Source organism: Salinicola avicenniae (assembly GCF_023736115.1).
In the GTDB taxonomy this organism is placed as follows: Bacteria; Pseudomonadota; Gammaproteobacteria; order Pseudomonadales; family Halomonadaceae; genus Salinicola; species Salinicola avicenniae.
Map to the genome: position 1 here is coordinate 359,584 of NZ_JAKQZC010000006.1, position 22,801 is coordinate 382,384.

Here is a 22,801-nt window from a genome sequence, read left to right on the forward strand (position 1 = left end):
TGACAGGGAGGCGCGCAAGAAATGACACGCAAAGAAAAACCGGCTCCCTAGGGAGCCGGTTTCGTTGGCCTTCAGGCAGCGAAGCTGCCGGAAATACCGATCAGCTTAGAAGCTGTAGACGGCACCGAAGGAGACGCCGTCGCCTTGATCTTCATCACGGTCACGCAGGACACCTTCGACGAAAGTGTACATGGCCGGAGAGATGTTGTAGGTGACACCGGCAACAACTTCGTTGAAGGACTGGTCGTCACCCGCGGTGTCGCCATAAGCGCTGACGAAGTCGGAATCGCCTTCAGCGTCGACGTACTGGTAGGAGCCGTACAGATCGCCGTAACCGTAGCCCCAGCGCGCGCCCAGCGCGTAGAAGTCAACGTCAGCGTTGCTGGCGTCGGCATCAAGACGCTCGGCCTTGGCCGACATACGCAGCGTGCCGATGGTGTACTGCGCGTTCACGCCGTAAGCGTCGCCCGGATCAAACTCTTCACCCGGCGTCTGGCCAGAAGTACCAGCGTCGTCGATTTCACCTTCGTACGTGCCCAGGTTGTCATAGACAGCAGCGACAGAGAAGGCGCCGACAGCGTACTTCAGACCACCGAAGAAAGAGGCGTTGTTGTCACGATCAACGGTGTAGCCGCCGTCATCCACATCACCGACTTCGTTCTGGGCATCACCCTTGAACTGGCTGCCCACGACGAACTGCAGGCCGCCCAGCACCGGAGACATGTACTGCAGTTTGTCGCCTTCGCGGTCATCGTTAACCGGCGTGCCGCCAGTCAGCGCAGTGGTCGTGTCGGAAACGTCGAAGGATTCGTTGTTGGAGATCGGATCCTGGACCCAATCATCGATAATCGGATCCCAGGAACCGAGACGGAAGTCACCGAAGTTGCCTTTCAGACCCAGGTAAGCCTGGTCGCCGGAGTTGATGCCGCCGTTGATTTTCTCTTCATCGGCGTCGTGTTCGAACTCGGCCTTGAAGTAGCCGGTCAGGCCCGGGTTGATGATGTGCTGGCCGGAAAAGCCGATGGTGGAGCCGTTATCGGTCAGCTCATCCTGGGAATCGCCGTCACCATCTTTGGTGCTGTAGTAGGCCATCTGGATGTTGCCGTAGATATCGAGCTGCGTGCCGTCTTGGTTGTAGACAGTCGCTGCCTGGGCTGCGGTGGCGCCCAGTGCCGCACCAGCAATAGCAGTCGCTAAGAGCGTCTTTTTCATCGCGATAGGTTCCTTAACTAGCTTACTGTTCGATCGTGTCTGCAGATGCAGTCGGCTTCGGCACCTTCAACCAGCACTGTCATGCGAACCAATGACGGCTGTGGAACTCTGAAGCCTTGTTATTGTCCAATGCTCGCCCGAAAACCATATACTGGAGCCACAAGGAACGCAACAAGAAAAAAACACTGTTTTCGTTCCGGACGCTCGAGCCTCGCTGCTAGTCTAGATGGCGCCAATATTGGCCTTGGGCAGGCAAATCAAGCGCCATCACGCTAGCCATGGCTGATGTCATTCCGGTGACAAAACGCCTTTCGGCATCAAAAAGAAAAAGATTTTCCCCGCCGATCGACAATCAAAAATCGATCCACTAGACAAAAGTCATAGCACCAAAACCCTCGACCGATCGGTCAATCCCTGGAAGGCTGACCATGCTTCGCCAGCAGGGCACCGATCTTGCGATCCAGCTTCTCCGAGCGCTGTTGAATTTCTCGCGCCTTTTGTTTCTTCTGCAGCGCTTCCAACTGGCGTTTCGCATGTTTGGCTTCTTCGGCCGTCACGACATCACTGTCGCCGCCGTCGAGATCGACACGCGTCGATGCCTCGCGAACCGACTTCAAGTAACGCGGCAGATGCACGTAGCAGGCCAGTGCGCGCCGCACCAACTTCTCCGGCCACGGTTCTCGCTCGCAGAGATCGAGGTGGATACCGGTTTTCAACGGCCGTGTATGTCCTTTGAAGAAGGTCTGGGGATAGCGCTTGTACCACTGGGCAAGCAGCGCGTGGGGTGAAGGCGCCTCATGTTCGGCACCGAAGGCCAAAGAACTCTGGCCCGCCGCCAGCGCATCATCCGCAGGTGCCGGGGGCAAATCCAACGACGCTTCCGAACCGGTTGCCGTCGCCTCGGGGTCGGCGGTCGAGGATTCTCCGCGTGATGCCTGGGAATCGGAGTGCGATACCTCGGTGGCTGAGAGCGGTTCTGTGGTCTCGGAAGCCGCCGACGGCGAATCGTCCGCGGGCGAGGTCAGACGCTGCAGCGGCGACAAGCCGTGACGCAGCGCCTCGCTGCCCTCTTTCGCCCGCGGCCGGCGGAACGCGAGATTACCGAGGCCACGCGTCCGCGAGCCGCCGTCCGGATCCTCGTTGTGATCCGGACGGTTGACGACCATCGGATCCAGTTCGGCCAACGCCAGCAGCCGCTCTTTCAGGGCACGGTTTTCAGCTTCCAGTGCCCTGACCCGATCACGCTCCGCGGCCAGCGCTGCCTGACCCGCCTCGATCTGGTGCTCGATGGCGGCTAGAAGCGCCTGTGTTCGATCCGTCAACACGGCACGTCTCCTCTCGAGGTTATGACTCGCCACCGACGCTCCCGCCGGCAACACTTACGATACTGGAATGACTCAGCCAGAAGCTGGCTCGCGGCGATACTGGACGAAAGCATAGTCCGGCTGCCCCACCGCTGGCGTTCCGCGGGTTCGCGCAACCTCCCTCCACTGATGGCGGTCGATCTCGGGGAAGAAGGCGTCGCCCTCGATCTCGACCGCCACCTCGGTCAGATAAAGCCGTTCCGCGATCGGCAGTGCCAGGTGATAGATCTCTCCGCCCCCCATCACCATGATCTCGTCGCCCCCATCGATCAACGCCTGACTATCGGCTAGGACGAGTGCCTCGTCGAGCGAGTGACAAACGCGCACGCCCTCGTGCTGAAATTCGGCGTCGCGGGTGATCACGATATTGAGCCTGCCCGGCAGCGGCCGACCGATCGAGGCGAAGGTCTTGCGCCCCATGACCAGCGGCTTGCCCTGCGTCGTTGCCTTGAAGTACTTGAGATCCTCCGGCAGATACCAGGGCAGACGATTGCCGACGCCGATGACGCGATTGGCCGACATGGCGGCGATCATGGCCACCCGAGCGTCGAGGGGCGGTTTACTGGGTGCATCACTCATACCGCGATCGGCGCCTTGATGGTCGGGTGGAATTCATAGCCCTCGATGGCGATATCGTCGAAGCGGAATGCGAAGAGATCGTCGATCGCCGGGTTCAGTTTCAATGTCGGTAGCGGCAGCGGCTCGCGCGACAGCTGCAGCTGCGCTTGTTCGAGATGATTCAGATAGAGATGCGCATCCCCCAGCGTGTGCACGAAGTCACCGGGCTCGAGACCGCAGACCTGCGCGATCATGTGGGTCAGCAGCGCGTAGCTCGCAATATTGAACGGCACCCCCAGGAAGATATCCGCACTGCGCTGATAGAGCTGGCAGGAAAGGCGCCCCTCGGCAACGTAGAACTGGAACAGGGCGTGACAGGGCGGCAATGCCATTTCGTCGACCAGCGCCGGATTCCACGCCGAGACGATATGCCGGCGAGAGTCCGGGTTGCGCCGAATCTGCTCGACCACCTTGGCAATCTGGTCGACGTGGCCACCGCCGGGCGTCGGCCAGCTGCGCCATTGATAACCATAGACCGGGCCGAGGTCGCCGTTCTCGTCGGCCCATTCATCCCAGATGGTGACATTGTTGTCACGTAGATAGCCGATATTGGTATCGCCACGCAGAAACCACAGCAGCTCGTGGATGATCGAGCGCAGGTGCAGCTTCTTGGTGGTCACCAGCGGGAAACCCTCGGCGAGATCGAAACGCATCTGGTGGCCGAACACGCTGAGCGTACCGACACCCGTGCGATCGGCTTTTTCGACGCCGCTGTCCAGCACGCGCTGCATCAAGTCGAGATAGGGCCGCATGGGCACGCTCCTTTGGGCAAAACTCTCTTCGGAAGGACGCTATTGTCGCGTCCCGATCAGGCCGTGTCACCCGGCATGGCGCGCGCATCGTCCACCGCGTTGCGGCGCGACCAGAGAATCAGCCCCGCGCCGGCAAGAATCATCGGCAGTGACAGCAATTGCCCCATCGTCAGCCAACCGAAGGCGATAAAACCGAGCTGCGGGTCGGGCTGGCGGAAAAACTCCGACAGGAAACGAAACAGGCCATAGAAGATCAGAAAAAGACCCGAGACGCAGCCGCGACGCCGCGGCGTCAGGGAGATGAGCCACAGTAGCGTGAACAGGACCACACCTTCGAGAAAGAACTGGTAGAGCGAAGACGGATGGCGCCCCTGCCCCCCCATACCAGGGAAAACCAGCGCCCAAGGCACATCGGTCACTCGCCCCGGTAGCTCATGATTGATGAAATTGCCGATACGCCCGGCGCCCAGCCCGATCGGCACCAGTGGCGCAATGAAGTCGGTCAACTGGAAGAAGGCCAGGCCGTGCTTGCGGGCAAATAGCAACGCCGCCAGCAGCACGCCAAGCAGCCCTCCATGGAAGCTCATGCCGCCGTCCCAGACCTGGAAGATCCACAGCGGATTGTCGAGAAAGCGGTCGAGCCCGTAAAACAGCGCATAACCGATGCGTCCGCCAAGCACGACCCCGAGCGCGCCGTAGAACAGCATATCGCCGATGTCGTCGGGCTTGAGCCCGAGACGATCGGCTCGGCGTCTTCCCAACCACCAGGCGGAGACGAAACCGATCACGTACATCAGCCCGTACCAGTGGACCTTGAGCGGCCCCAGCGCCACGGCAACGGGGTCGATATCGGGGTAGGCCAGCATGCTCCCTCCTTGGCGGCAAACGGTCAGGATCGTCGAATCAGCCGATGATCAGCTTGATCCCCACGACGATCAGCAGGAGGGCAAAGATACGTCGCAGCGTCCTGGCAGGCAACGCATGGGCAATCTTCACACCAACGCGCGCCATCGGCACGCTGGTCACGATCAGCCCGAGAAAGGCCGGCCACATCACAAAGCCGGTAGCGCCGCTCGGCAAACCCGGCTCGCCCCAGCCAACGACGATATTAGTGATGGTGCCGATCAGCGCGATCGGCAGGCCAATGGCCGAGGAGGTACCGACCGCCTCGGTCATGCGGCTGGTGAAGCGGGAAAGCCACGGCACGGACATCACACCGCCGCCGACACCGAAGAGCGTCGAGACACCACCGATGACACCGCCGGCGGCGGTCATCGGCCAGCGCTGCGGTACTCGCCCCTGCGGGTTGGGCGGTGGCGCCAGCAGCATCTTCAACGCCATGAGAATGGCGAACCCCCCGAACAGCCGTGTCAGGGCATCGCCGGGAATGGACGAAGCCAGCAGCACGCCGAGAATACCCCCCACCAGCAGCCCGGGCAGCATCAGTCGCAACCAATCCTGGCGTACGCTGCCACGCTGCCAGTGCCCCCACGCAGAGGAGGCGCCGGTCACGACGATCGTTGCCAGGGATGTCCCCACGGCCAGGTGCGCGACACCATCGGGGGCGAAGCCCTGCGCCATAAAGGTGAAGACGAGCGCCGGCACGATCACGATGCCGCCGCCGATGCCGAAGACACCCGCCATCACGCCCGCCAGCGCGCCGACCACGAAATAGATGAGGATCGCGCTCAGCATGCGGCCACCTCCGGCGACAGGATAAGCATCAGGCGCAACAGCGCCCGGACGGGCAACGGCGTGGCAATAGGGGACATGAACGGTTCCTTGACGATGACGGCTACCGGCGAAGTCGCTAGCGCGCTCATGTTACGCTGCCGGTGTTGACCTGTCATGACGGATGGATGTCATGACGCCGCCCTCTCCAGGGGGAGCCAGCGCACCGGGTGAACCTCCGACCGGCCAGGCTGCACTCCCCTGCCCACAGTGGAAATGCGCATGTGCCTGATTGTCTTTGACTGGCGAATGCAACCGACACCGTGGCTGAGGCTCGCCGCCAACCGCGACGAATACCATCGCCGCCCGACCGCCCCGCTACACGTCTGGCCCACGGCCAAGCTGATCGGCGGGCGCGACCTGCAGGCCGGCGGCACCTGGCTGGCCGCCAACCGCGACGGCCATTTGGCAGCCCTGACCAATGTCCGCGATGACCGCGAGGTAGCGCCGCGTAGCGCGCCCTCTCGCGGCATGCTGGTGTCGACCGCGTTGACGCAGCCGGCGCCCGAGGCCTGGCTGCAGCGGCTGGTCGGCCACGAAGCCCGTCACTACGCCGGCTTCAACCTGCTGTTCTTTACGGGCGAGCGGCTATGGCACGTTCATCACGGCCGCGATGGTACCCGGCTCAACAACCTGCCTCCGGGCACCTATGGCCTCTCCAATGCCACGCTCGATACGCCCTGGCCCAAGCTGACGACCGCTCGTCAGACATTGATTGAAGCACTCGCCACGCGCGACTGGCGAGCCCGGATGCGGCAGGGCCTCAAAGATACCCGGCCGGCACCCGATGCCGACCTGCCTGACGCCGGTATCGGCAAGGTTCATGAGCAGCGCCTCTCATCCATATTCATCGTCGGCGAACACTACGGTACCCGCGCCACCACGCTGGCCACGGCACGAGACAATGGGGTGACACTGGAAGAACAGTCGTTCGGCCCGGGCGGGCAACCGACAGAGGAATGCCGCCAACTGAGCACGGCGGCGCTATTGCCGACGGGCCGCGCAGTCAGCGGGCGCGATCAGTCCTGAGGCGGTAGCAGGTGGGCAATCTGCCAGTCCGAGAGGCGCTGGCGGAGGTGTGCGCGCACCGCGGCCGTGGTGGGTAATGCCAAGGTTTCGTCGACCAGCGCCCGCGCATCCTCGAGCGGCACCCGGCGTATGGCGGCGCGCACGCGCGGCAAGCTCGGACCATTCATCGACAGGGCCTGGAAGCCCATGCCCATCAGCAGCAGCGCCCCGGCAGGGTCCCCCGCCAGCTCGCCGCAGACGGAAGCCGGCACGTTCAAGCGACCACTTTCCGTGGCCAGGTGGGCCAACGCGTTGAGCACTGCCGGGTGGCAGGCATCATAGAGGCCGGAGACGCGCGCATTGTTGCGATCCACCGCCAGCAGATATTGCGTCAGATCGTTGCTGCCGACGGAGAAGAAATCGACGCGCTCGGCCAGTGCCGCCAACTGATAGAGCGTCGCCGGCACCTCGATCATGACCCCGACCTTGGGCGAGGCGACTTCAATGCCATCCTCGGCCAACTCCTGGCGCGCGCGCGCCAGCAACCGCAGCGCCGTGTCCACCTCATCCACGCTGGTAATCATCGGCAGGAGAATGCGCAGATTGTCGAGCCCGCGTGAGGCCAACAGCATCGCCCGCAGCTGCACCATCAGCACTTCGGGATGATCGAGGGTGACGCGAATACCACGCCAGCCCAGAAACGGATTGGCCTCGTTGATCGGAAAATAGGGCAGATCCTTGTCACCCCCGATATCCAGCGTGCGCATGACCACGGGCAACGGCGCGAAACTGGAAAGCTGCTCTTCGTAGAGACGCGTCTGCTCCTGCTCGCTGGGAAAGCGCTCGTTCATCATGAACGGCACCTCGGTGCGGTAGAGGCCGACGCCACTGACCCGAGACTTCAGCTGTGCGACCGCATCCACCGCCAGGCCGGTATTGACCAGCAGCGGCATGGCATGACCGTCCGGCGTCTCGCTAGGCAGGTGCTGCTCGTGCTCGAGCACTTCGGTTAGCGCTCGCTCCTCCTTGATCAACTTCGCGTAGCGCCTCGCGAGCTGGGGTTCCGGGCGCACGAACAGCCGCCCGCGGTGCCCGTCGAGAATCGCCTTGGCGCCATTGATGCGCGGCAGCGGCAGATCGACCATCCCCAGCACGGTAGGAATCCCCATCGCACGCGCCAGTATCGCGACATGGGAGTTGCTCGACCCCCGCACTGACACCAGCGCCGCTAACCGCCCCTTGGGCAATTCGCCCAGCATGGCCGCGCTGATCTCGTCGCCAACCAGAATAGTGTTCTCGGGGAAGGAGGCCGGCGTACGCTCGCTGCCCTCCTGCAGGTGTGCAAGGACCCGACGCCCCAGATCGCGAATATCCGCCGCGCGCTCGCGCAGGTAACCATCGTCGACGCGCTCCAGATACTGGGTATGCCGGCGAACCACGTCGGCAAGCGCACCGGGCGCCCACTGCCCCTCGCGGATTCGTTTCTCGACCTCGTTACCCAGTGCCGCGTCACCCAGCATCTGCTGGTAGACATCGAACAGCGCCAGTTCCTGAGCGGAGATGCGGCTGGCCAGCCGCGCCCCCGCCTCGCGAATCTCGTCGCGCACATGCGCGATGGCGGCATGAAGGTGTGCTACCTCGGCGTCGGGATCGGTGGGGATCAGGTCCGGGACGCTGTCCAGGTCGGCCGGCGGCGCGACCACGACAATCTCTCCGGTCGCCATCCCCGGCGATGCTGCCACGCCGGAAAACATCGCCTGGCCATCCGGCTGCGCCCGTCGATTGAGCGTCCCGGAGACCAGGGCATGCGCCAGTACGCCCGCCAACTGGGCGGCCATGGTCACCAGAAAAGCTTCGTCACCTTCGTCGAAGCGGCGTTTCTCCTGCTGCTGCACGACCAGTACGCCGAGCATGCGACGCTGGTGAATGATCGGCACGCCGAGAAAGCTGGAAAAACGCTCCTCGCCGGTTTCGGCGAAATAGCGGAAATAGGGGTGTGCCGGCGCATCTTCCAGGTTGAGCGGTTCTTCCCGCTGACCGACCAGACCGACCAGACCCTCGCCGAGCTTCATAGCGACGACGCCGACGGCCTGCGTGCGCAGACCGATGGTGTCCATCAGTACCAGGCGCTCTCGCTCGCGGTCGAACAGGTAAATGGAACAGACGTCGGTGCGCATCGCCTTGCGAATGCGACGAACCATGGTGGCAAGAGCCGCGTCCAGGCTACGCGCACCATTCACTTCCTGGACGATACGGCGGAGGGTATCGAGCATGAGGCCTTTTTCTTGTGGGCGAGGCGGTCCTCGTCATGGCATCCGGGGACGCCGGCTATGTCTCTGTCCCCGGGAACGCCGGCTATGTCTCCAGGAACACCGACTATGTGCCTGCACAAACGTCTTGCGCAGAGACAGCGGCGACGCCAGCGCGATCAGCGCTGCCGCCTCCGGCGCAGGCGACGGCATCTCGCCGTCGCTCAGGTCATCTCTTCCAGCGACAGGCGGTGGAAGTCCGGTGCCAGCTCCCGCAGGGCCCGACGGTACACCTCGCGCTTGAAGGAGACCACCTGGCCCAACGGGTACCAGTAGCTGACCCATCGCCAGCCGTCGAATTCCGGCTTGGGGGTGCTGTCGACGCAAACCTGGCTGTCATGGCAGCGAATCTTCAGCAGAAACCACTTCTGCTTCTGACCGATGCAGATCGGCTTGGAGTGCGTCCTCACCATGCGCCGGGGAAGGCGGTAGCGTAACCATCCTCGCGTACAGGCCACCACATCGACATCTTTGGACGTCAGTCCGATCTCTTCCTCGAGCTCCCGGAAGAGTGCCTGCTGCGGTGTCTCGTAAGCCTTGATACCTCCCTGCGGAAATTGCCACGCTTCCTGGCCTGCCCGACGCGCCCAGAGCAGTTGGCCGTCACAGTTGGCAATAATGATGCCAACGTTCGGCCGAAAGCCATCGGCGTCTATCACGGGGTTCACCTTAACTCAATCGTCGTTGGCTTCATTCTTCCACAAAGCGAGAAAGGGCATCAACACGCCGCTGAGCAACGGCGACAATTCGTCAGCGCCCCGTGCCGGCGTGGGCAAGCCGGCGGGAGTCTGCGATACTGCGCAGCGTTTGACGCGTGCCCCGACCCACACAACAGGAGCCAACCTTGAGTCTGGCCATTTTCGATCTCGACAATACTTTACTGAGCTGCGACAGCGACCATGCCTGGGGCGAATTCCTGATTGAACAGGGTGCCGTCGATGCCGAGGCCTATCGTCGCGAAAACGACCGCTATCTGCGCGACTACCAGGCGGGCCGCCTCGATATCATGGCGTATCTGGCCGTGGCCCTGAAGCCGCTGACCGAATACAGCGAAGAGCAGCTCCGCGCGTGGCATCAGCAGTTCATGGCCAGCAAGATCGAACCGCATATCCTGCCCCAGGGAGAAGAGCTCCTGGCGTGGCATCGCCAGCGCGGCGACTACCTGCTGATCGTGACCGCGACGAATCGCTTCATCACCGGACCGATCGCCGAACGCCTCGGCGTCGACGACCTCATCGCCATCGAACCCGAACGGGAGAATGGGCGCTATACGGGGCGCGTCAGCGGCACCCCCAGCTACCGGGAAGGCAAGGTAACCCGCCTGAACGCGTGGCTCGAGTCGCAACCCAGCCTGACGCTGGAGGACGCCTGGTTTTACAGCGACTCGATCAACGACCGCTTCCTGCTCGAGCAGGTCGGCAACCCCGTCGCCGTCGACCCCGATGACGAATTGCGCGCCCTGGCCGACGACCGCGAGTGGCGGGTCATGTCGCTGCGAAATTGAGCCGCCGCAGGCAGTGAACCGCCCGGACGATGCCGCCGAGTCACGCGTCTCGAGGCGAGGCAGACAGGTCCCGCCGCAGCCAAAACCGCGACGCCGATCGTGGCGTAAGCCTTTAGGAAAAGCGACGCTTAGGGCTTGCTCGCACTGAAACGCAGAAACCCCGGGCGCCAGCTCGGGGTTTCAGTGGTCTGACGCGACGCCTCACGCTTCACTCGGCTGGCAGTGACCGCTCGGTAGCGCCTTGCCGGGCTGCGGCAGCGACCGGTGCATGCGCGGCATGCAGGCGGCCAATAAGATCGTCCTCCAGCGCGAAGCGCTCGGTCATCGCCGCACTCAGGCGGTCGAGCCATGCCGGTAGGCGCTCGGTATAGCAGCGGCAGCGCGCCGGGGTCGCATAGTCGTTGTCGAAATCCAGCACCAACTGCGTGGACGCCTCGACCCGAGCCAGCAGCTGGTCGGCCACGGCCAGCGCTGCCGTGTCGCCGAACGCCGAGGCCTCCTCCCGCAGCTGTGGATAGATTTCGAAGTGGCCGGCACTGATGTAATCCATCAGGGCTTCGCTGAAGGTATCGATGCGCGGCTTGGAGACCGCCGAGAGGTCCGCGTCACAGAATTCGCGCAGATCCATCAGCGTCACCAACATGTCATAGCGTTGATCGAGCCAGCGGTCGACCAGCGCATGAACCCCGCCCCAACGCTCGCGCGCGCTCTTGCAATCTTCCAGCATGATCCACCTCCCCTCGTCCGTCACCTGCCTAGCAGGATTCAGGCTGCGTGCCCCGCCGCGTCACTCGCCGTCGGCCGGCCTCCGCGCCCGCGCAGCAACAGCATCATCAGCGGCACGAGCCCCAGCACCACGAATCCCAGCAGCGTCCACTGCGGCAGGGTCACTCCCCAGAGAGCGCCATGGACCTCGGCACACTCGCCTGAGCCGGATAGCACACGGGAGAGCACGTCCCATAGCGGCAGTATATCCATCATGTAGTCTAAGCCAGGACCGCAGCTCGGCACACTATCCGGAGGTAGGGATTGCAACCAAACGTGACGACCTGCCACACCGATACCGCCAAGCACGGCCAGCAAGGCCAGCAGTGCGTAGACACGACCGCCGCGGCGACCCGGGCCATGCAAGGCGCCAATCAGAAACACCACGCCGGCGGCGATCACCGCGACCCGCTGGAAGATACACAGCGGACAGGGCTCGAGCCCGACGCCGTACTGCAGATAGAGCGCTACCGCCATCATCAGACAGCACATCGCCAGCCCGACCAGACACCATTCGCGCATGCTAGCCAACGCCAGCCGCTGCTTGATTTGCATAATCCCTTCCCGTGCATGCCGGTCCCCCTGGGACCGGCGAGATGTGACGGCGACGTGGCACGGCGCCACTCGCGTTCGGATCAAAGACTCACGCGGCCGGCCGAGGTTCCCTGGCCCGCGCGAAATAGTCGGTGATGAACTGCGCGAAGGAGACCTGATCGTCGGCCTCGATATCGTGCTGCTGCTGGTGCGATGTCTCGACCAGATCCGCGAATAGCGAGGCCCGCGCCTCGTCCATCGGCGTCTCGCGCCAATGCTCGCCCTGGGCCTGCGCCAGCTCGGTCACGAAGTCCGCCCACTCGCCGCCATGCGACTCGAGCGCCCGCAACATGCGGGCCGAGGGCGTCAGCTCCGGGTCATCGAGACGCCGCGCCAGCGAGTCGACCGCCGCGAGATGCAGGCTGTCGCCTTCGATCTCGTCCAGCAGCGTGGCCACCTGACGCAGACCGTCGACGATCTCGTGACCGCGCGCGCGCAGGGGCACGCGACGGTCGCCGACCTGCAGCTCGAGGTCGGGATCACGTCCACGCTCCACCACCAGGCGACGATTGTCGTCGAGGCGGTCGCACTCGTCGTCGGGAATCCACGGGCTCTCCGACAGCAGACACCAGAGCAGAAAGGTATCGATGAAGCGCATCTGCGGTTCGTCGATACCCAGCGGCAGGAAGGGATCAAGATCGAGACAGCGCACCTCGATATATTCGACGCCGCGCGCCTCGAGCGCCTGGGTCGGCGTCTCGTCGTGGCGGGCGACCCGCTTGGGCCGGATGTCGCTGTAGTACTCGTTCTCGATCTGCAGAATGTTGGCGCTGAGCTGACGCCAGTCGCCGTCGACCTCGACGCCGATGCGCCGATAGTCCGGCCACTCGGTGGAGATCGCGTGGCGCAGCGTGCCGACGTAATTGGAGAGCGAGTTGAAACAGATCTTGAGCTGCGACTGCACCTGATTCTGATAACCGAGATCGGACATGCGCAGGCTCGTCGCATAAGGCGCGTAGAGCGTCTCCTTGCCTCGCGGCTCGAGCTTGTCGCAGCGACCGTCGGCGGCCGCATCGCCCAGAAAGCTGCGATCCAGCGCCGGCGAGGCACCGAAAAGATAGAGCAGCAGCCAGCTGTTGCGACGGAAGTTGCGGATCAGATCGAAATAGCGCGCCGACCGATACCCTTTGGCCGACTCATCCTCGCGCCCTTCCAGCGACTGCAGCAGCGGCCAAATATCCTCCGGCAGCGAGACATTGTAGTGAATGCCGGCAATCGACTGCATGATCCGACCGTAGCGGACGTCCAGCCCCTTGCGGTAGACATGCTTCATGGTGCCGACATTGGACGTTCCGTAGTCGGCAATCGGAATGCTCTCGTTGCCCGCCAGCCGGGCCGGCATACTCGCCGGCCACAGCCACTCGTGATCGAGCTTGCGATAGGTGAAACGCACCAGGTCACCGAGAAACGAGAGCGCATCCGCCGGCCGACAGTAGACCGGCGTGATGTACTCGAGCAGCGCTTCCGAGTAATCGGTCGTGATATGCGGATGTGTCAGCTTGGAGCCGAGGGCGTGAGGATGCGGCGTGGCCACGATCGCGCCGTCGGCGTCCACTCGCAACCCTTCCTTTTCGATGCCTCGCCGAAGACGACCCAGCAATCCCTTGCGCGCCGGCATCATCAGCCGGCCGACATTCGTGGCGAGTTGATCAGACACGCTCAACACCTTATCTCTAGGGAGGCGCGACACGCCCCCGGTTGTCCGTTCGTCGACGTCGGCGGGCATCGGCCCGCCCGCTTCGCCACACGAGCAAAACTTCATTATGGAGCCGGCCCTGGCGCTTTCAAGGCTAACGACCTCGCTCAGGAGCCGCGACGCGCCTTGAGCAGCGCTTCGCCGAGCGCGCCCATCGGCTGCTGAGGCGACGAATCGCGACCACGCGGGCTCCCCTTTCCGCCGCGCTGGCCGCTCTTGCTACCCGGCTGGCCGCCCTTGCCCTCGGATTGGGAACGCCGCTCGCCGCCGTTGCGCCGCTCGGCCTTCTCTCCGGGCGTATCGTGCAAGCGCATGGAAAGGCCGATGCGCTGACGTGGTACGTCAACCTCCATCACCTTGACCTGTACGATATCACCCGCCTTGACCACCTGGCGCGGATCCTCGACGAAACGATCGGCCAGTGCCGAGATGTGCACCAGCCCATCCTGATGCACGCCGACATCAACGAACGCCCCGAAGTGGGTCACGTTGGTGACCACCCCCTCCAGACGCATGCCCGGTTCCAGGTCGGCGATCTTCTCGACCCCCTCGCGAAACTCGGCGGCCTTGAACTCGGGGCGCGGGTCACGCCCCGGCTTGTCCAGTTCGCTGATGATATCGATGACCGTCGGCACGCCGAAGGTATCGTCCACATAGTCGGCGGGCTTGAGCGATTTCAGGTAGCGGCTGTCGCCGATCAGCCCGCGCAGGTCGCGACCATTCCTCTCGGCGATGCGTGACACCAGCGGATAGGCCTCCGGGTGCACGGCGCTGGCATCGAGCGGGTTGCTGCCATCCATGATGCGCAGAAAACCGGCGCACTGCTCAAACGTCTTCGGCCCTAGCCGATCCACGTCCAGCAGGTCACGACGGCTCCGGAAAGGTCCCTCGCGGTCGCGGCGGGCGACGATATTCTCGGCCAGCATGGCACTCAACCCGGAGACGCGGGAAAGCAGCGCACTGGATGCCGTGTTGAGATCGACGCCGACCGCGTTGACGCAGTCCTCGACCACCGTTTCGAGCGAGCGAGATAGCCGCAGCTGGGAAACATCGTGCTGATACTGGCCAACCCCGATCGATTTCGGATCGATCTTGACCAGCTCCGCCAGCGGGTCCTGCAGCCGCCGAGCGATAGAAACCGCGCCGCGAATCGAGACGTCGAGTTCCGGAAACTCCTTCGCCGCCAGTTCCGAAGCCGAGTAGACCGAGGCGCCCGCCTCACTGACCATGATTTTGGAAAGCGGACGGGGCGCCAGACGCTTGACGACCTCACCCGCCAGCTTGTCGGTCTCGCGACTGGCCGTCCCGTTACCGATCGCCATCAGCGCAACGTCATGACGCTCGACCAGCTGCGTCAACGTCGCCAGCGCGGCATCCCACTGTTTCTGCGGTGCATGCGGGTAAATGACGGCATGCTCAAGCAGACGCCCGGTGGCATCCACCACCGCGACCTTGCAGCCGGTACGCTGGCCGGGATCGAGCCCCAGCGTTGCCCGGGCGCCGGCCGGCGCCGCCAGCAGCAGATCCTTGAGGTTGGCGGCGAAGACGTCGATCGCCTCCTGCTCCGCCGACTCGCGCAGACGGCCCATCAGCTCGGTTTCCAGGTGCGTGTAGAGCTTGACCCGCCAGGTCCAGCGCACCACTTCTCGCAGCCAACGCGATGCAGCCTGCTCGGCCGAAAGCTCGATGCCCACGTGCCGGGCGATCGCCACTTCGGCTGGATGCAGCGGCGCCTCGTCTTCGCCATCCATGACCAGAGACAGCGACAGCACGCCTTCGTTGCGCCCGCGAAACATGGCCAGCGTCCGATGCGAGGGCGTCTTGGCCAGCGCCTCGTCGTGTTCGAAGTAGTCCGAGAACTTGGCCCCCTCCTGCGCCTTGCCGGCGACCAGCCGCGCGCGCAGCCCCCCTTCGCTCCAGAGGCGCTCACGCAGTCGGCCGACGAGTTCCGCTTCTTCGCTGAAGCGCTCCATCAGCACCTGCTTGGCGCCATCGAGTGCGGCCTTGGCGTCCTCGATGCCGTTCGCCTCGCCGGTCGCGGCATCGGTGAAAGCCGTCGCGGTCGACTCCGGCTCGAGATCGGGATTGCCGAGCAGCCGGTCGGCCAAGGGTTCCAGACCGGCCTCGCGCGCCATTTGCGCCTTGGTGCGCCGTTTCTTGCGATAGGGTAGATAGAGATCTTCGAGGCGTTGCTTGGTGGTCGCCGCCAGCAGGTCGGCGCGCAAGGCATCACTCAGCTGTCCCTGCTCGGCGATCGCCTGCAGAATCGCCTCGCGGCGATCCTCCATGTCGCGCAGGTAACGCAGTCGCTCTTCCAGCGTGCGCAGCTGGCTATCGTCGAGGCCGCCGGTGACCTCCTTGCGATAGCGCGCGACGAACGGCACGGTGGCGCCGCCATCCAGCAGCTCGACGGCTGCCTGGACCTGGGCCGAGCGCACCCCGAGTTCCTCGGCGATGCGGGCGATGATTGCGGTTTGAGTCTTGGACATGAAAACCATCACGTGCAGAAAGGATCGCGCCACGTTAGCACAGAGCCACGCAGCGCTCACGACCACCGCACGAACTCGCCTGGCGCCAATGGCACCTGCGGCGGTCATCACCGCCGAGAAACGCGACGGGGATGGCCTGAGCCATCCCCGTTGCCACAGCGTCCTGGCGACAGCGAGCTGTCTGACAAAGACCGCCGCCCGCCTCGGGCTACCTGGTGGCAGGCAGCCCGTATCGATTACTCAGCGCGCGGGCCGGCCGCGATAACCGCCTCATCGACGCCGTCGAACTTGGTGAAGTTGTCGTTGAACTTGGCGATCAGCGCATTCATCTGTTCGCGGAAGCCGTCACTGTCCTGCCACGCCTCACGCGGGTCGAGAAGATGCGATTCGACACCCTCGACCGCGACCGGCACATCCAAGTTGAGGCCGTCGATGTGGCGCGTCTCGACCTGTTTCAACTCGCCTTCCTGAATCGCCCGTATAATGGCGCGCGTGGTGGGAATGCTGAAACGGCTGCCGCCCTGGCCGAAAGAGCCCCCGGTCCAGCCGGTGTTGACCAGATAGACGCGAGATTCGAACGCCTCGATACGCTTGATCAGCAGTTCGGCATACTCGTGCGCCGGACGCGGGAAGAACGGCGCCCCGAAGCAGGTCGAGAATGTCGCCTCGAGGCTGCTGGTGGATCCCATTTCTGTCGAACCGACCTTGGCGGTATAGCCTGACAGGAAATGGTAGGCCGCGGCTTCCTTCGACAGCAGCGATACCGGAGGCAGCACGCCGCTCATGTCGCAGGTCAGGAAGATGATCGCACTCGGCTCGCCGGCGCGGTTCTCCTCGACCCGTTTCTCGACGAACTCCAGCGGATAGCCGGCGCGGCCGTTCTGGGTCAGGCTGTCATCGGCGTAATCCGGTACCCGCTCGGCGTCCAGCGTCACGTTCTCGAGCACGGTACCGAAGCGGATGGCGTCCCAGATGATCGGCTCGTTCTCGCGCGAGAGATCGATGGTCTTGGCGTAGCAGCCCCCTTCGAAATTGAAGACCGTGCCCTCGCCCCAGCCATGCTCGTCGTCACCGATCAGGTAACGTTCGGGATCCGCCGACAGCGTCGTCTTGCCGGTGCCAGAAAGCCCGAAGAACAGGGTGGTCTCGCCATCCTCGCCGACGTTCGCGCTGCAGTGCATCGGCAAGACGTCCTTTTCCGGCAGCAGAAAGTTCTGCACCGAGAACATCGCCTTTTTCATCTCGCCGGCATAGCGCATCCCGGCCAGCAGGACCTTGCGGCGAGCGAAGTTGATCATCACGGTAGATTCGGAGCGCGTACCGTCCCGCGACGGCTCGCAGATAAAGCCGGGGGCGCTCAGCACCGTCCACTCGCTCTTGCTCTTGGCGTTGTAGTTGTCGGGACGCACGAACAGGTTGCGGCCATAGAGGTTGTGCCAGGCAGTCTCGGTAATGACCCGAATCGGTAGATAGTGTTCGGGGTCAGCGCCGACATGCAGCTCGGAGACAAAGGTTTCGCCACCCGCCAGATAATCCTCCACGCGCTCCCACAGCGCATCGAAGGTACCAGGGTCGATGGGGCGATTGACCTGCCCCCAGTCGATGAGGTCGGAGGTGGAGGGTTCCTCGACGATAAAACGGTCGAGTGTCGAGCGTCCGGTGCGCTCCCCCGTTTCCACGACCAGGGCGCCGTTGGCGGAAAGCACACCTTCGCCCCGAGCGAGGGCATATTCGACCAGCTCGGCAGCGGTCAGATCGGTGTGCGCTTTCACGGGGCGAGAATCGCCGGCAGCCTGGAGGGTGGCTTGGGAGGTGGTCATTATCCAGTCCTGGGCTCTATGGCCTCTGTTTCGTGTCGTTTCACAGCGTTGTCCTGCCTTGTCGACGGCACCGTGACAACGGCACCAGCCGTCTCGTTGTAAGGAGGCGGGACAGGAAAGGTAGGCCATTATGGCAAAAAGCGTCCGGCGCGCAAACGCTCGTCAGCACTGACGTCAATGCGCCAATGATCGCAGGCAAAAGAGAATGAGTTTTTGAGGTCGATCAAACGCCTGCCGCTACCCGACGCGCCACGAAAGCGGCCGCGCCAGGGGCGAAGGATTATTACGAACATTTGAGAAATGACCGGATTTTCGACATTGCCACTGCCGAAAATCACCACGTTGCACATGGGCCGATGTGAATGCCATTTGACGCAACATCGTCGCCAAACTTTCAAAACAGAAAGACTTCAACTCCTAGCCGGCACGGCCAGAGACACCGTGCCGGCATGCGCCAAAAAGACGCGGTATTTACGGAAATTTCCTCAATGCAGCGTCGGCGAAGGTGCCTCCGGGGAATCGATAATCGCTTCAATATCCGCAGCGTTGAAGTGATAGCGGGTATGGCAAAAATGGCACTGGGTATCCACCGATTGCTGCTCCTCGAGCGTGCGACGTAGCTCGTCGGCGCCCAGCGTGTGCAAGGCGTTGGCGAAGCGTTCACGCGAGCAGGTGCAACCAAACGCCAGCGCTTTCGGCGTGAAGACACGTGCCGTCTCTTCGTGGAAGAGACGATAAAGCACATCCTGACTCTCGAGCGAGAGCAGCTCTTCCGCACGGATGGTCGACGCCAGGTGCACGACGCGGTCCCAGGCATCGGGATCCTTGTTGGCGGCGTCATCGGGCAGCTGCTGCAACAGCAGGCCGGCGCTGCGCTGGCCGTCGGCACTCAGCCACAGCCGCGTGGCCAGCTGTTCGGACTGGGCGAAGTACGCCTCCAGGCACCCGGCGAGATCGTCCTGCTCCAGCGCAACGATCCCCTGATAGCGGTTGCCTTGCGCCGGATCGAGCGTGATCACGATCTGGCCATCCCCCACCAGCTGGCGCAGGCTGGCATTGTCGGCGAACAGCTGGTCTTCGTCGTAGCGCGCGATCGCCCGCAGCTGGCCACCGGGGTTGGACTCTGCCATCAGCACCTCGACGCCCTGGCGCCCACGGACTTCCAGGCTCACCGTGCCATCGAGCTTGACGGTCTCGGTCAGCAACGCCACCGCGCTAAGCAGCTCGCCGAGCTGCCGCCGAACCGGTTCGGGGTAGTCGTGTCGCTCGAGCACCTCGGCATAGGCTGTCTCGAGCTGCACGATTTCGCCGCGCACATTGGTGTCATCAAACAGGAAACGCTGGATTTCGTCGTTCATGGATTCGATCTCGCGGCCACCGGTCGCAACGATCGCGCTGCCGGGGCGTGGGTCGGTTCAGTCGTCGGTCTGCTGACGCTGAAAACGTTGAATGTCGCGCCGCTGACGCTTGTCGGGACGCTTGATGGGGGGCTGCATGGCCTGATTGGCCAGTTTGCGCTGATGCGCCTCGCGCTCGCGCCGGGCAATACTGTCAGCGGTCTCGGCGTAGAGCGCTCTGGCCTCAGGCGCGCCACGACGCTGACCGGAGATGGCAACGACCTCGACGGTCGCATTGTCCCACCCCTGTGGCACCTCGATCAGCGCCCCCAACTCGACGTTCTTGCTGGTCTTGACGCGACTGCCGTTGTAGCGGACCTTGCCACCCTCGATCGCCTTCTTGGCGAGCTGGCGCGTCTTGAAAAATCGTGCCGCCCACAGCCATTTGTCGATACGAACCGTTTCCGTCATGGACTCTCACCTCGACCGCGGAAGATGGGGATGATGCCGCCGCGCTTCAACCCGTCGCCGGCAGCAGCGCAGCGAAACGCTCCAACGCCGTGAACGTCGGACAAGGACGCCCGGGCCGTCGGCTATCCGGCTGGTGAATCCCCATCACGTGTCGGATGCCGTAGCGTCGAGCGCAGGCCAGCACTTCAGGATTGTCATCGATGAACAGGCTGCGCGCGGGATCGAAAGGATGGCGTGCCTGCAGCCGCTCCCAGAACGCCAGCGCTTCCTTGGGCGCACCGAGATCCGCCGACGACACAATGTGATCGACATAGCGGTCGATGCCGGTCACCGGCAGCTTCAGCGCTAAACTGTCACGGTCAGCGTTGGTCGCCAGGACCACCTCGACCGGCGCCGCCCGCAGCCACGTCATGAAGGCCTCGGCGTCGGCGCGCCAGCCGATCAGGTGGGCGACCTCGCGCTTCAAGGCGACGATGTCCAGTGATAGCTCGCGACTCCAGTACGCCAGGCTGTACCAGTCGAGTGTCCCGCGAGTTTCTTGAATCCGGGTTTCCAGCGCGCGTCGGTGACTATCGTCGAGACGATGTAGCTCGGTATAGCGCCGCGGCAAGTGCTCGAGCCAGAAATGGCTGTCGAAGTGCAGATCGAGCAGCGTGCCATCCATATCCAGGAAAACGCTGTCGATGGAGTTCCAATCGATCATTCGACACCCGTCGGTAGAGAGCGTACGTATTAGTGGCCGGCGGACAACCTGTGGCACTGCCGCCGGGCGGACAGCATTTCCAGATTCCCCACCCTCCATTATTGTACGGGGAGAAACCCGAAATGGTACTCGGGGCAACCCGATCGATGCACGGAGGCCGCATGGCGCCGACAGACTTTCCTCCCTCTCCTCTCGTCAAACCCAGCGTGCTGAACCGCCGCGAGGTGGCTCGTAGCCAGCTGTTCGCGATCGAATCACTCGACCTACGCTTCTCCAACGGTGCCGAACGCCAGTTCGAGCGTCTCAAGGGTAAGGGACAAGGCGCCGTCATGCTGGTCGCCATGCCGGATCCGGATCACGTGCTACTGATTCGCGAGTATGCCGCCGGCTTCGACGAGTATGCGTTGACCCTGCCCAAGGGGCTGGTCGATCCGGGAGAGGATATCGTGACGGCCGCCAATCGTGAACTGATGGAGGAGTGCGGCTACGGCGCCCACCGTATCGAACCGCTGGTCGAGCTATCCCTGGCCCCCAACTACATGAACCACCGCATGCATGTCCTGCTGGCCAGCGACCTCTACGAAAAACGCCTGCCGGGCGACGAACCGGAACCACTGGTCGTGGAGACTCACCCTATCGACAACATCGCCGCCCTACTCGCTCGCGAGGATTTCCACGAGGCGCGAGCCATCGCTGCGCTCTTCATTGCGCGCGAGAAGCTGCGCGGCGAGCAAGATCAACAGGGCTGGTGGTAACCGTCCTCGGCCTGCCGACAGCCGTAACGACAATCGCCCCGCAAGGCGGGGCGATTGTCCGGCGCAGAAGCACTAGCCTGCGGCTAGCGTTACGCGTATCAGTTCGGATCGACATCCTGTGCGGAGTCCACCCCATGATTGCCTTCCATGGAGTCATCTTCGATCGGCCCCTGGGCCGCAGAAGTGTCCTGGGCCGTGCCACCGGCAGCCTTCATGCTGCCCGGCTGCGTGTTGGCGGAGCCAGTCTGGGTATTGCCGTCGTCCGGCAAGCTGTTTTCGCTCGGCAGTGAACCGGTCTCTTGATCGGCCGCCGTTCCCCCTTCGGCTTCGGTCGGCGTCGCCCCGCCGGTCTGGGTATTGGCAGAGCCCGTTTCCGGACTAACGCTAGGCGCTTCTTCCTGAGCGAAAGCGCCAGCGGCCGGGAGTGCGAGCAGTGCTGCAACAATGGCGGCATTAAGCGTCTTCATGTGAATCCTCCTTAATTCCCTATGGCTCGTGGCCTGTTCGACAAATTGCCTGATGTCGTTAGGCCACGAAAGATTGCCTAAACAGCCTATACAAAACCTAGACATAAAAACTGTACTTTGCAAATTTCGCGCACTTCGAACTAGTCGCCGTAGCACTGGATGAAATGCCGGGCGGCAGCCGACAGCTCGCGATCCTGCCGCCACAGCAGCTCGAAGGGAGGATTACGCGTGCCCAGCTGGTAGTCGACGCGCGCAATGCGGCCGTGCTCAGCTTCTTCACGCGCGATCCGCTCCGGCAACAGGGCCAGCACCGTGGCATCCTGCATCAGCATGGCCAGAATGCCGTAGGTCGAGGAGATTTCGATCGATTGCACCGGCCGGGGTAGCCCGGCCGCCACGAACTCCTGCTCGAGCATCCGAGGCATGCTGACCGGATAAACGATCCAGACTTGAGCAGCAAGCTCACCGAACGTCGGCGCGGCCCTTCCGACCAACGGATGAGCCGGATTCGCCACGACCCATAAAGGCTCCGCGTACTGTCCGTAGGAGTGATAATCCGACGGCCGGCGACCAAAGTTCGGCCGGCACAGCGCCACATCGATACGCCCCTGATCGAGCAGGGCGAGCAATCCTTCGCTGGTATCCTCGACGATCTGTAGCGACAGCGACGGCTGCTTTTCACGTACCCGTGCCACCGCCTCCACGATTGCTGACATCGCGCCCATCGTGCCACCCACCGCCAGGTGCCCACCGCTGCCCTGCTGAATCCCCAGCATTTCCTCACGCAGGTGGGCGACATCATTCTGGATCAGCCGGGCATAGCGCAGAACGCAGCGTCCCAGCTCGTTGGCTTCCAGCCCACGAGAGCTGCGCGTAAAGAGAACCGCGCCCAGCGTCGACTCGATCTCGCCGAGCGCCCGCGTGGCGCCGGGCTGCGAGATCGCCACCTGTTCCGCGGCCTTGTGGATCGACCCGCACTCATCCAGCGCCAGCAGTAGACGCAATTGGCGCAGACGCAGCCGCGACATCAAGGTCTCCAGCGTTGGCGTCATCAACATGGCCTCCCATTGCGACCTTCGGTGAATGCAAGATAGTTATCAGTGGATCAAGAACTCTCAGTGCCGTACTGACGAAAACGTCGATACCGTTGGCTTATCGCAACAATAAGCTTTTGATCAAAAAAGAGTTTTAGACAAAGGTCGCGTA

Annotated in this window: 22 protein-coding genes; 3 read left to right on the forward strand and 19 right to left on the reverse strand. The window is 63.3% G+C overall.

Annotated features, from left to right (window positions below; all coding sequences use genetic code 11):
• Nucleotides 1-105 precede the first annotated feature (105 nt).
• From MC381_RS16270 to MC381_RS16300, 7 genes are all read right to left on the reverse strand, one after another.
• A complete protein-coding gene (locus tag MC381_RS16270) occupies nucleotides 106-1,212 on the reverse strand; it encodes a porin (protein ID WP_251978809.1) in 1,107 nt (368 codons plus the stop codon).
• Between the two features lie 407 nt (nucleotides 1,213-1,619).
• On the reverse strand, nucleotides 1,620-2,537 hold the full coding sequence (locus MC381_RS16275; protein WP_251978810.1) for a ProQ/FINO family protein: 918 nt from the start codon (nucleotides 2,535-2,537) through the stop codon (nucleotides 1,620-1,622).
• 72 nt (nucleotides 2,538-2,609) lie between these two features.
• A complete protein-coding gene (locus MC381_RS16280; protein WP_251978811.1) occupies nucleotides 2,610-3,155 on the reverse strand; it encodes a dihydrofolate reductase in 546 nt (181 codons plus the stop codon).
• A complete protein-coding gene (locus tag MC381_RS16285) occupies nucleotides 3,152-3,946 on the reverse strand; it encodes a thymidylate synthase (protein WP_251978812.1) in 795 nt (264 codons plus the stop codon). The genes MC381_RS16280 and MC381_RS16285 overlap by 4 nt, the downstream gene beginning before the upstream one ends.
• A 56-nt stretch (nucleotides 3,947-4,002) precedes the next feature.
• Complete coding sequence (gene lgt / locus MC381_RS16290; protein WP_251978813.1) at nucleotides 4,003-4,812, reverse strand: prolipoprotein diacylglyceryl transferase; 810 nt, start codon at nucleotides 4,810-4,812, stop codon at nucleotides 4,003-4,005.
• A gap of 37 nt (nucleotides 4,813-4,849) precedes the next feature.
• Nucleotides 4,850-5,641: a sulfite exporter TauE/SafE family protein gene (locus tag MC381_RS16295; RefSeq protein WP_251978814.1), complete on the reverse strand. Its 792-nt coding sequence runs from the start codon at nucleotides 5,639-5,641 to the stop codon at nucleotides 4,850-4,852.
• Nucleotides 5,635-5,796, reverse strand: coding sequence for a hypothetical protein (locus MC381_RS16300; RefSeq protein ID WP_251978815.1), 162 nt, complete (start codon nucleotides 5,794-5,796; stop codon nucleotides 5,635-5,637). Before MC381_RS16300 ends, MC381_RS16295 begins: the two co-directional genes overlap by 7 nt.
• 103 nt (nucleotides 5,797-5,899) lie before the next feature.
• On the opposite strand from MC381_RS16300, the gene MC381_RS16305 reads away from it, so the two are divergent.
• Nucleotides 5,900-6,706 (forward strand): NRDE family protein, encoded by an 807-nt coding sequence (locus MC381_RS16305; RefSeq protein ID WP_264297453.1) that lies wholly within the window; start codon nucleotides 5,900-5,902, stop codon nucleotides 6,704-6,706.
• On the opposite strand, the gene ptsP is transcribed toward MC381_RS16305, so the two are convergent.
• Entirely contained in the window at nucleotides 6,697-8,958 is a 2,262-nt protein-coding gene (gene ptsP, locus MC381_RS16310; RefSeq protein ID WP_251978817.1) for a phosphoenolpyruvate--protein phosphotransferase, read from the reverse strand. The genes MC381_RS16305 and ptsP overlap by 10 nt on opposite strands.
• 200 nt (nucleotides 8,959-9,158) lie before the next feature.
• Nucleotides 9,159-9,653: an RNA pyrophosphohydrolase gene (locus MC381_RS16315; RefSeq protein ID WP_251978923.1), complete on the reverse strand. Its 495-nt coding sequence runs from the start codon at nucleotides 9,651-9,653 to the stop codon at nucleotides 9,159-9,161.
• A gap of 185 nt (nucleotides 9,654-9,838) precedes the next feature.
• On the opposite strand from MC381_RS16315, the gene MC381_RS16320 reads away from it, so the two are divergent.
• Nucleotides 9,839-10,498 (forward strand): histidinol-phosphatase, encoded by a 660-nt coding sequence (locus tag MC381_RS16320; RefSeq protein WP_251978818.1) that lies wholly within the window; start codon nucleotides 9,839-9,841, stop codon nucleotides 10,496-10,498.
• Nucleotides 10,499-10,706: 208 nt separating this feature from the next.
• Here the strand turns inward: MC381_RS16320 and rsd are convergent, their stop codons facing one another.
• From rsd to MC381_RS16360, 8 genes are all read right to left on the reverse strand, one after another.
• A complete protein-coding gene (rsd, locus tag MC381_RS16325) occupies nucleotides 10,707-11,225 on the reverse strand; it encodes a sigma D regulator (protein WP_251978819.1) in 519 nt (172 codons plus the stop codon).
• A gap of 38 nt (nucleotides 11,226-11,263) precedes the next feature.
• Complete coding sequence (locus tag MC381_RS16330) at nucleotides 11,264-11,818, reverse strand: disulfide bond formation protein B (protein ID WP_251978820.1); 555 nt, start codon at nucleotides 11,816-11,818, stop codon at nucleotides 11,264-11,266.
• Between the two features lie 88 nt (nucleotides 11,819-11,906).
• A complete protein-coding gene (gene gshA, locus MC381_RS16335; RefSeq protein ID WP_251978924.1) occupies nucleotides 11,907-13,478 on the reverse strand; it encodes a glutamate--cysteine ligase in 1,572 nt (523 codons plus the stop codon).
• 182 nt (nucleotides 13,479-13,660) lie between these two features.
• A complete protein-coding gene (locus MC381_RS16340; RefSeq protein WP_251978821.1) occupies nucleotides 13,661-16,042 on the reverse strand; it encodes a Tex family protein in 2,382 nt (793 codons plus the stop codon).
• Between the two features lie 236 nt (nucleotides 16,043-16,278).
• Nucleotides 16,279-17,862 (reverse strand): phosphoenolpyruvate carboxykinase, encoded by a 1,584-nt coding sequence (locus MC381_RS16345; RefSeq protein WP_251978822.1) that lies wholly within the window; start codon nucleotides 17,860-17,862, stop codon nucleotides 16,279-16,281.
• A gap of 485 nt (nucleotides 17,863-18,347) precedes the next feature.
• Nucleotides 18,348-19,220 carry an Hsp33 family molecular chaperone HslO gene (hslO, locus tag MC381_RS16350; RefSeq protein ID WP_251978823.1) on the reverse strand — a complete coding sequence of 291 codons (873 nt, stop codon included), beginning with the start codon at nucleotides 19,218-19,220 and terminating at the stop codon, nucleotides 18,348-18,350.
• 57 nt (nucleotides 19,221-19,277) lie between these two features.
• Nucleotides 19,278-19,670 carry an Hsp15 family ribosome-associated heat shock protein gene (gene hslR / locus MC381_RS16355; RefSeq protein WP_251978824.1) on the reverse strand — a complete coding sequence of 131 codons (393 nt, stop codon included), beginning with the start codon at nucleotides 19,668-19,670 and terminating at the stop codon, nucleotides 19,278-19,280.
• A gap of 46 nt (nucleotides 19,671-19,716) precedes the next feature.
• Nucleotides 19,717-20,373 carry an HAD-IA family hydrolase gene (locus MC381_RS16360; RefSeq protein ID WP_251978825.1) on the reverse strand — a complete coding sequence of 219 codons (657 nt, stop codon included), beginning with the start codon at nucleotides 20,371-20,373 and terminating at the stop codon, nucleotides 19,717-19,719.
• A gap of 161 nt (nucleotides 20,374-20,534) precedes the next feature.
• Between MC381_RS16360 and nudE the strand changes: the two genes are divergently transcribed.
• Entirely contained in the window at nucleotides 20,535-21,128 is a 594-nt protein-coding gene (gene nudE, locus MC381_RS16365) for an ADP compounds hydrolase NudE (protein WP_251978826.1), read from the forward strand.
• Nucleotides 21,129-21,226: 98 nt separating this feature from the next.
• On the opposite strand, the gene MC381_RS16370 is transcribed toward nudE, so the two are convergent.
• Together MC381_RS16370 and MC381_RS16375 are read right to left on the reverse strand one after the other, a co-directional pair.
• Entirely contained in the window at nucleotides 21,227-21,595 is a 369-nt protein-coding gene (locus MC381_RS16370; RefSeq protein WP_251978827.1) for a hypothetical protein, read from the reverse strand.
• 140 nt (nucleotides 21,596-21,735) lie between these two features.
• Nucleotides 21,736-22,653, reverse strand: a complete 918-nt coding sequence (locus MC381_RS16375) for a LysR family transcriptional regulator (protein WP_251978828.1) — start codon at nucleotides 22,651-22,653, stop codon at nucleotides 21,736-21,738.
• Nucleotides 22,654-22,801 lie beyond the last annotated feature (148 nt).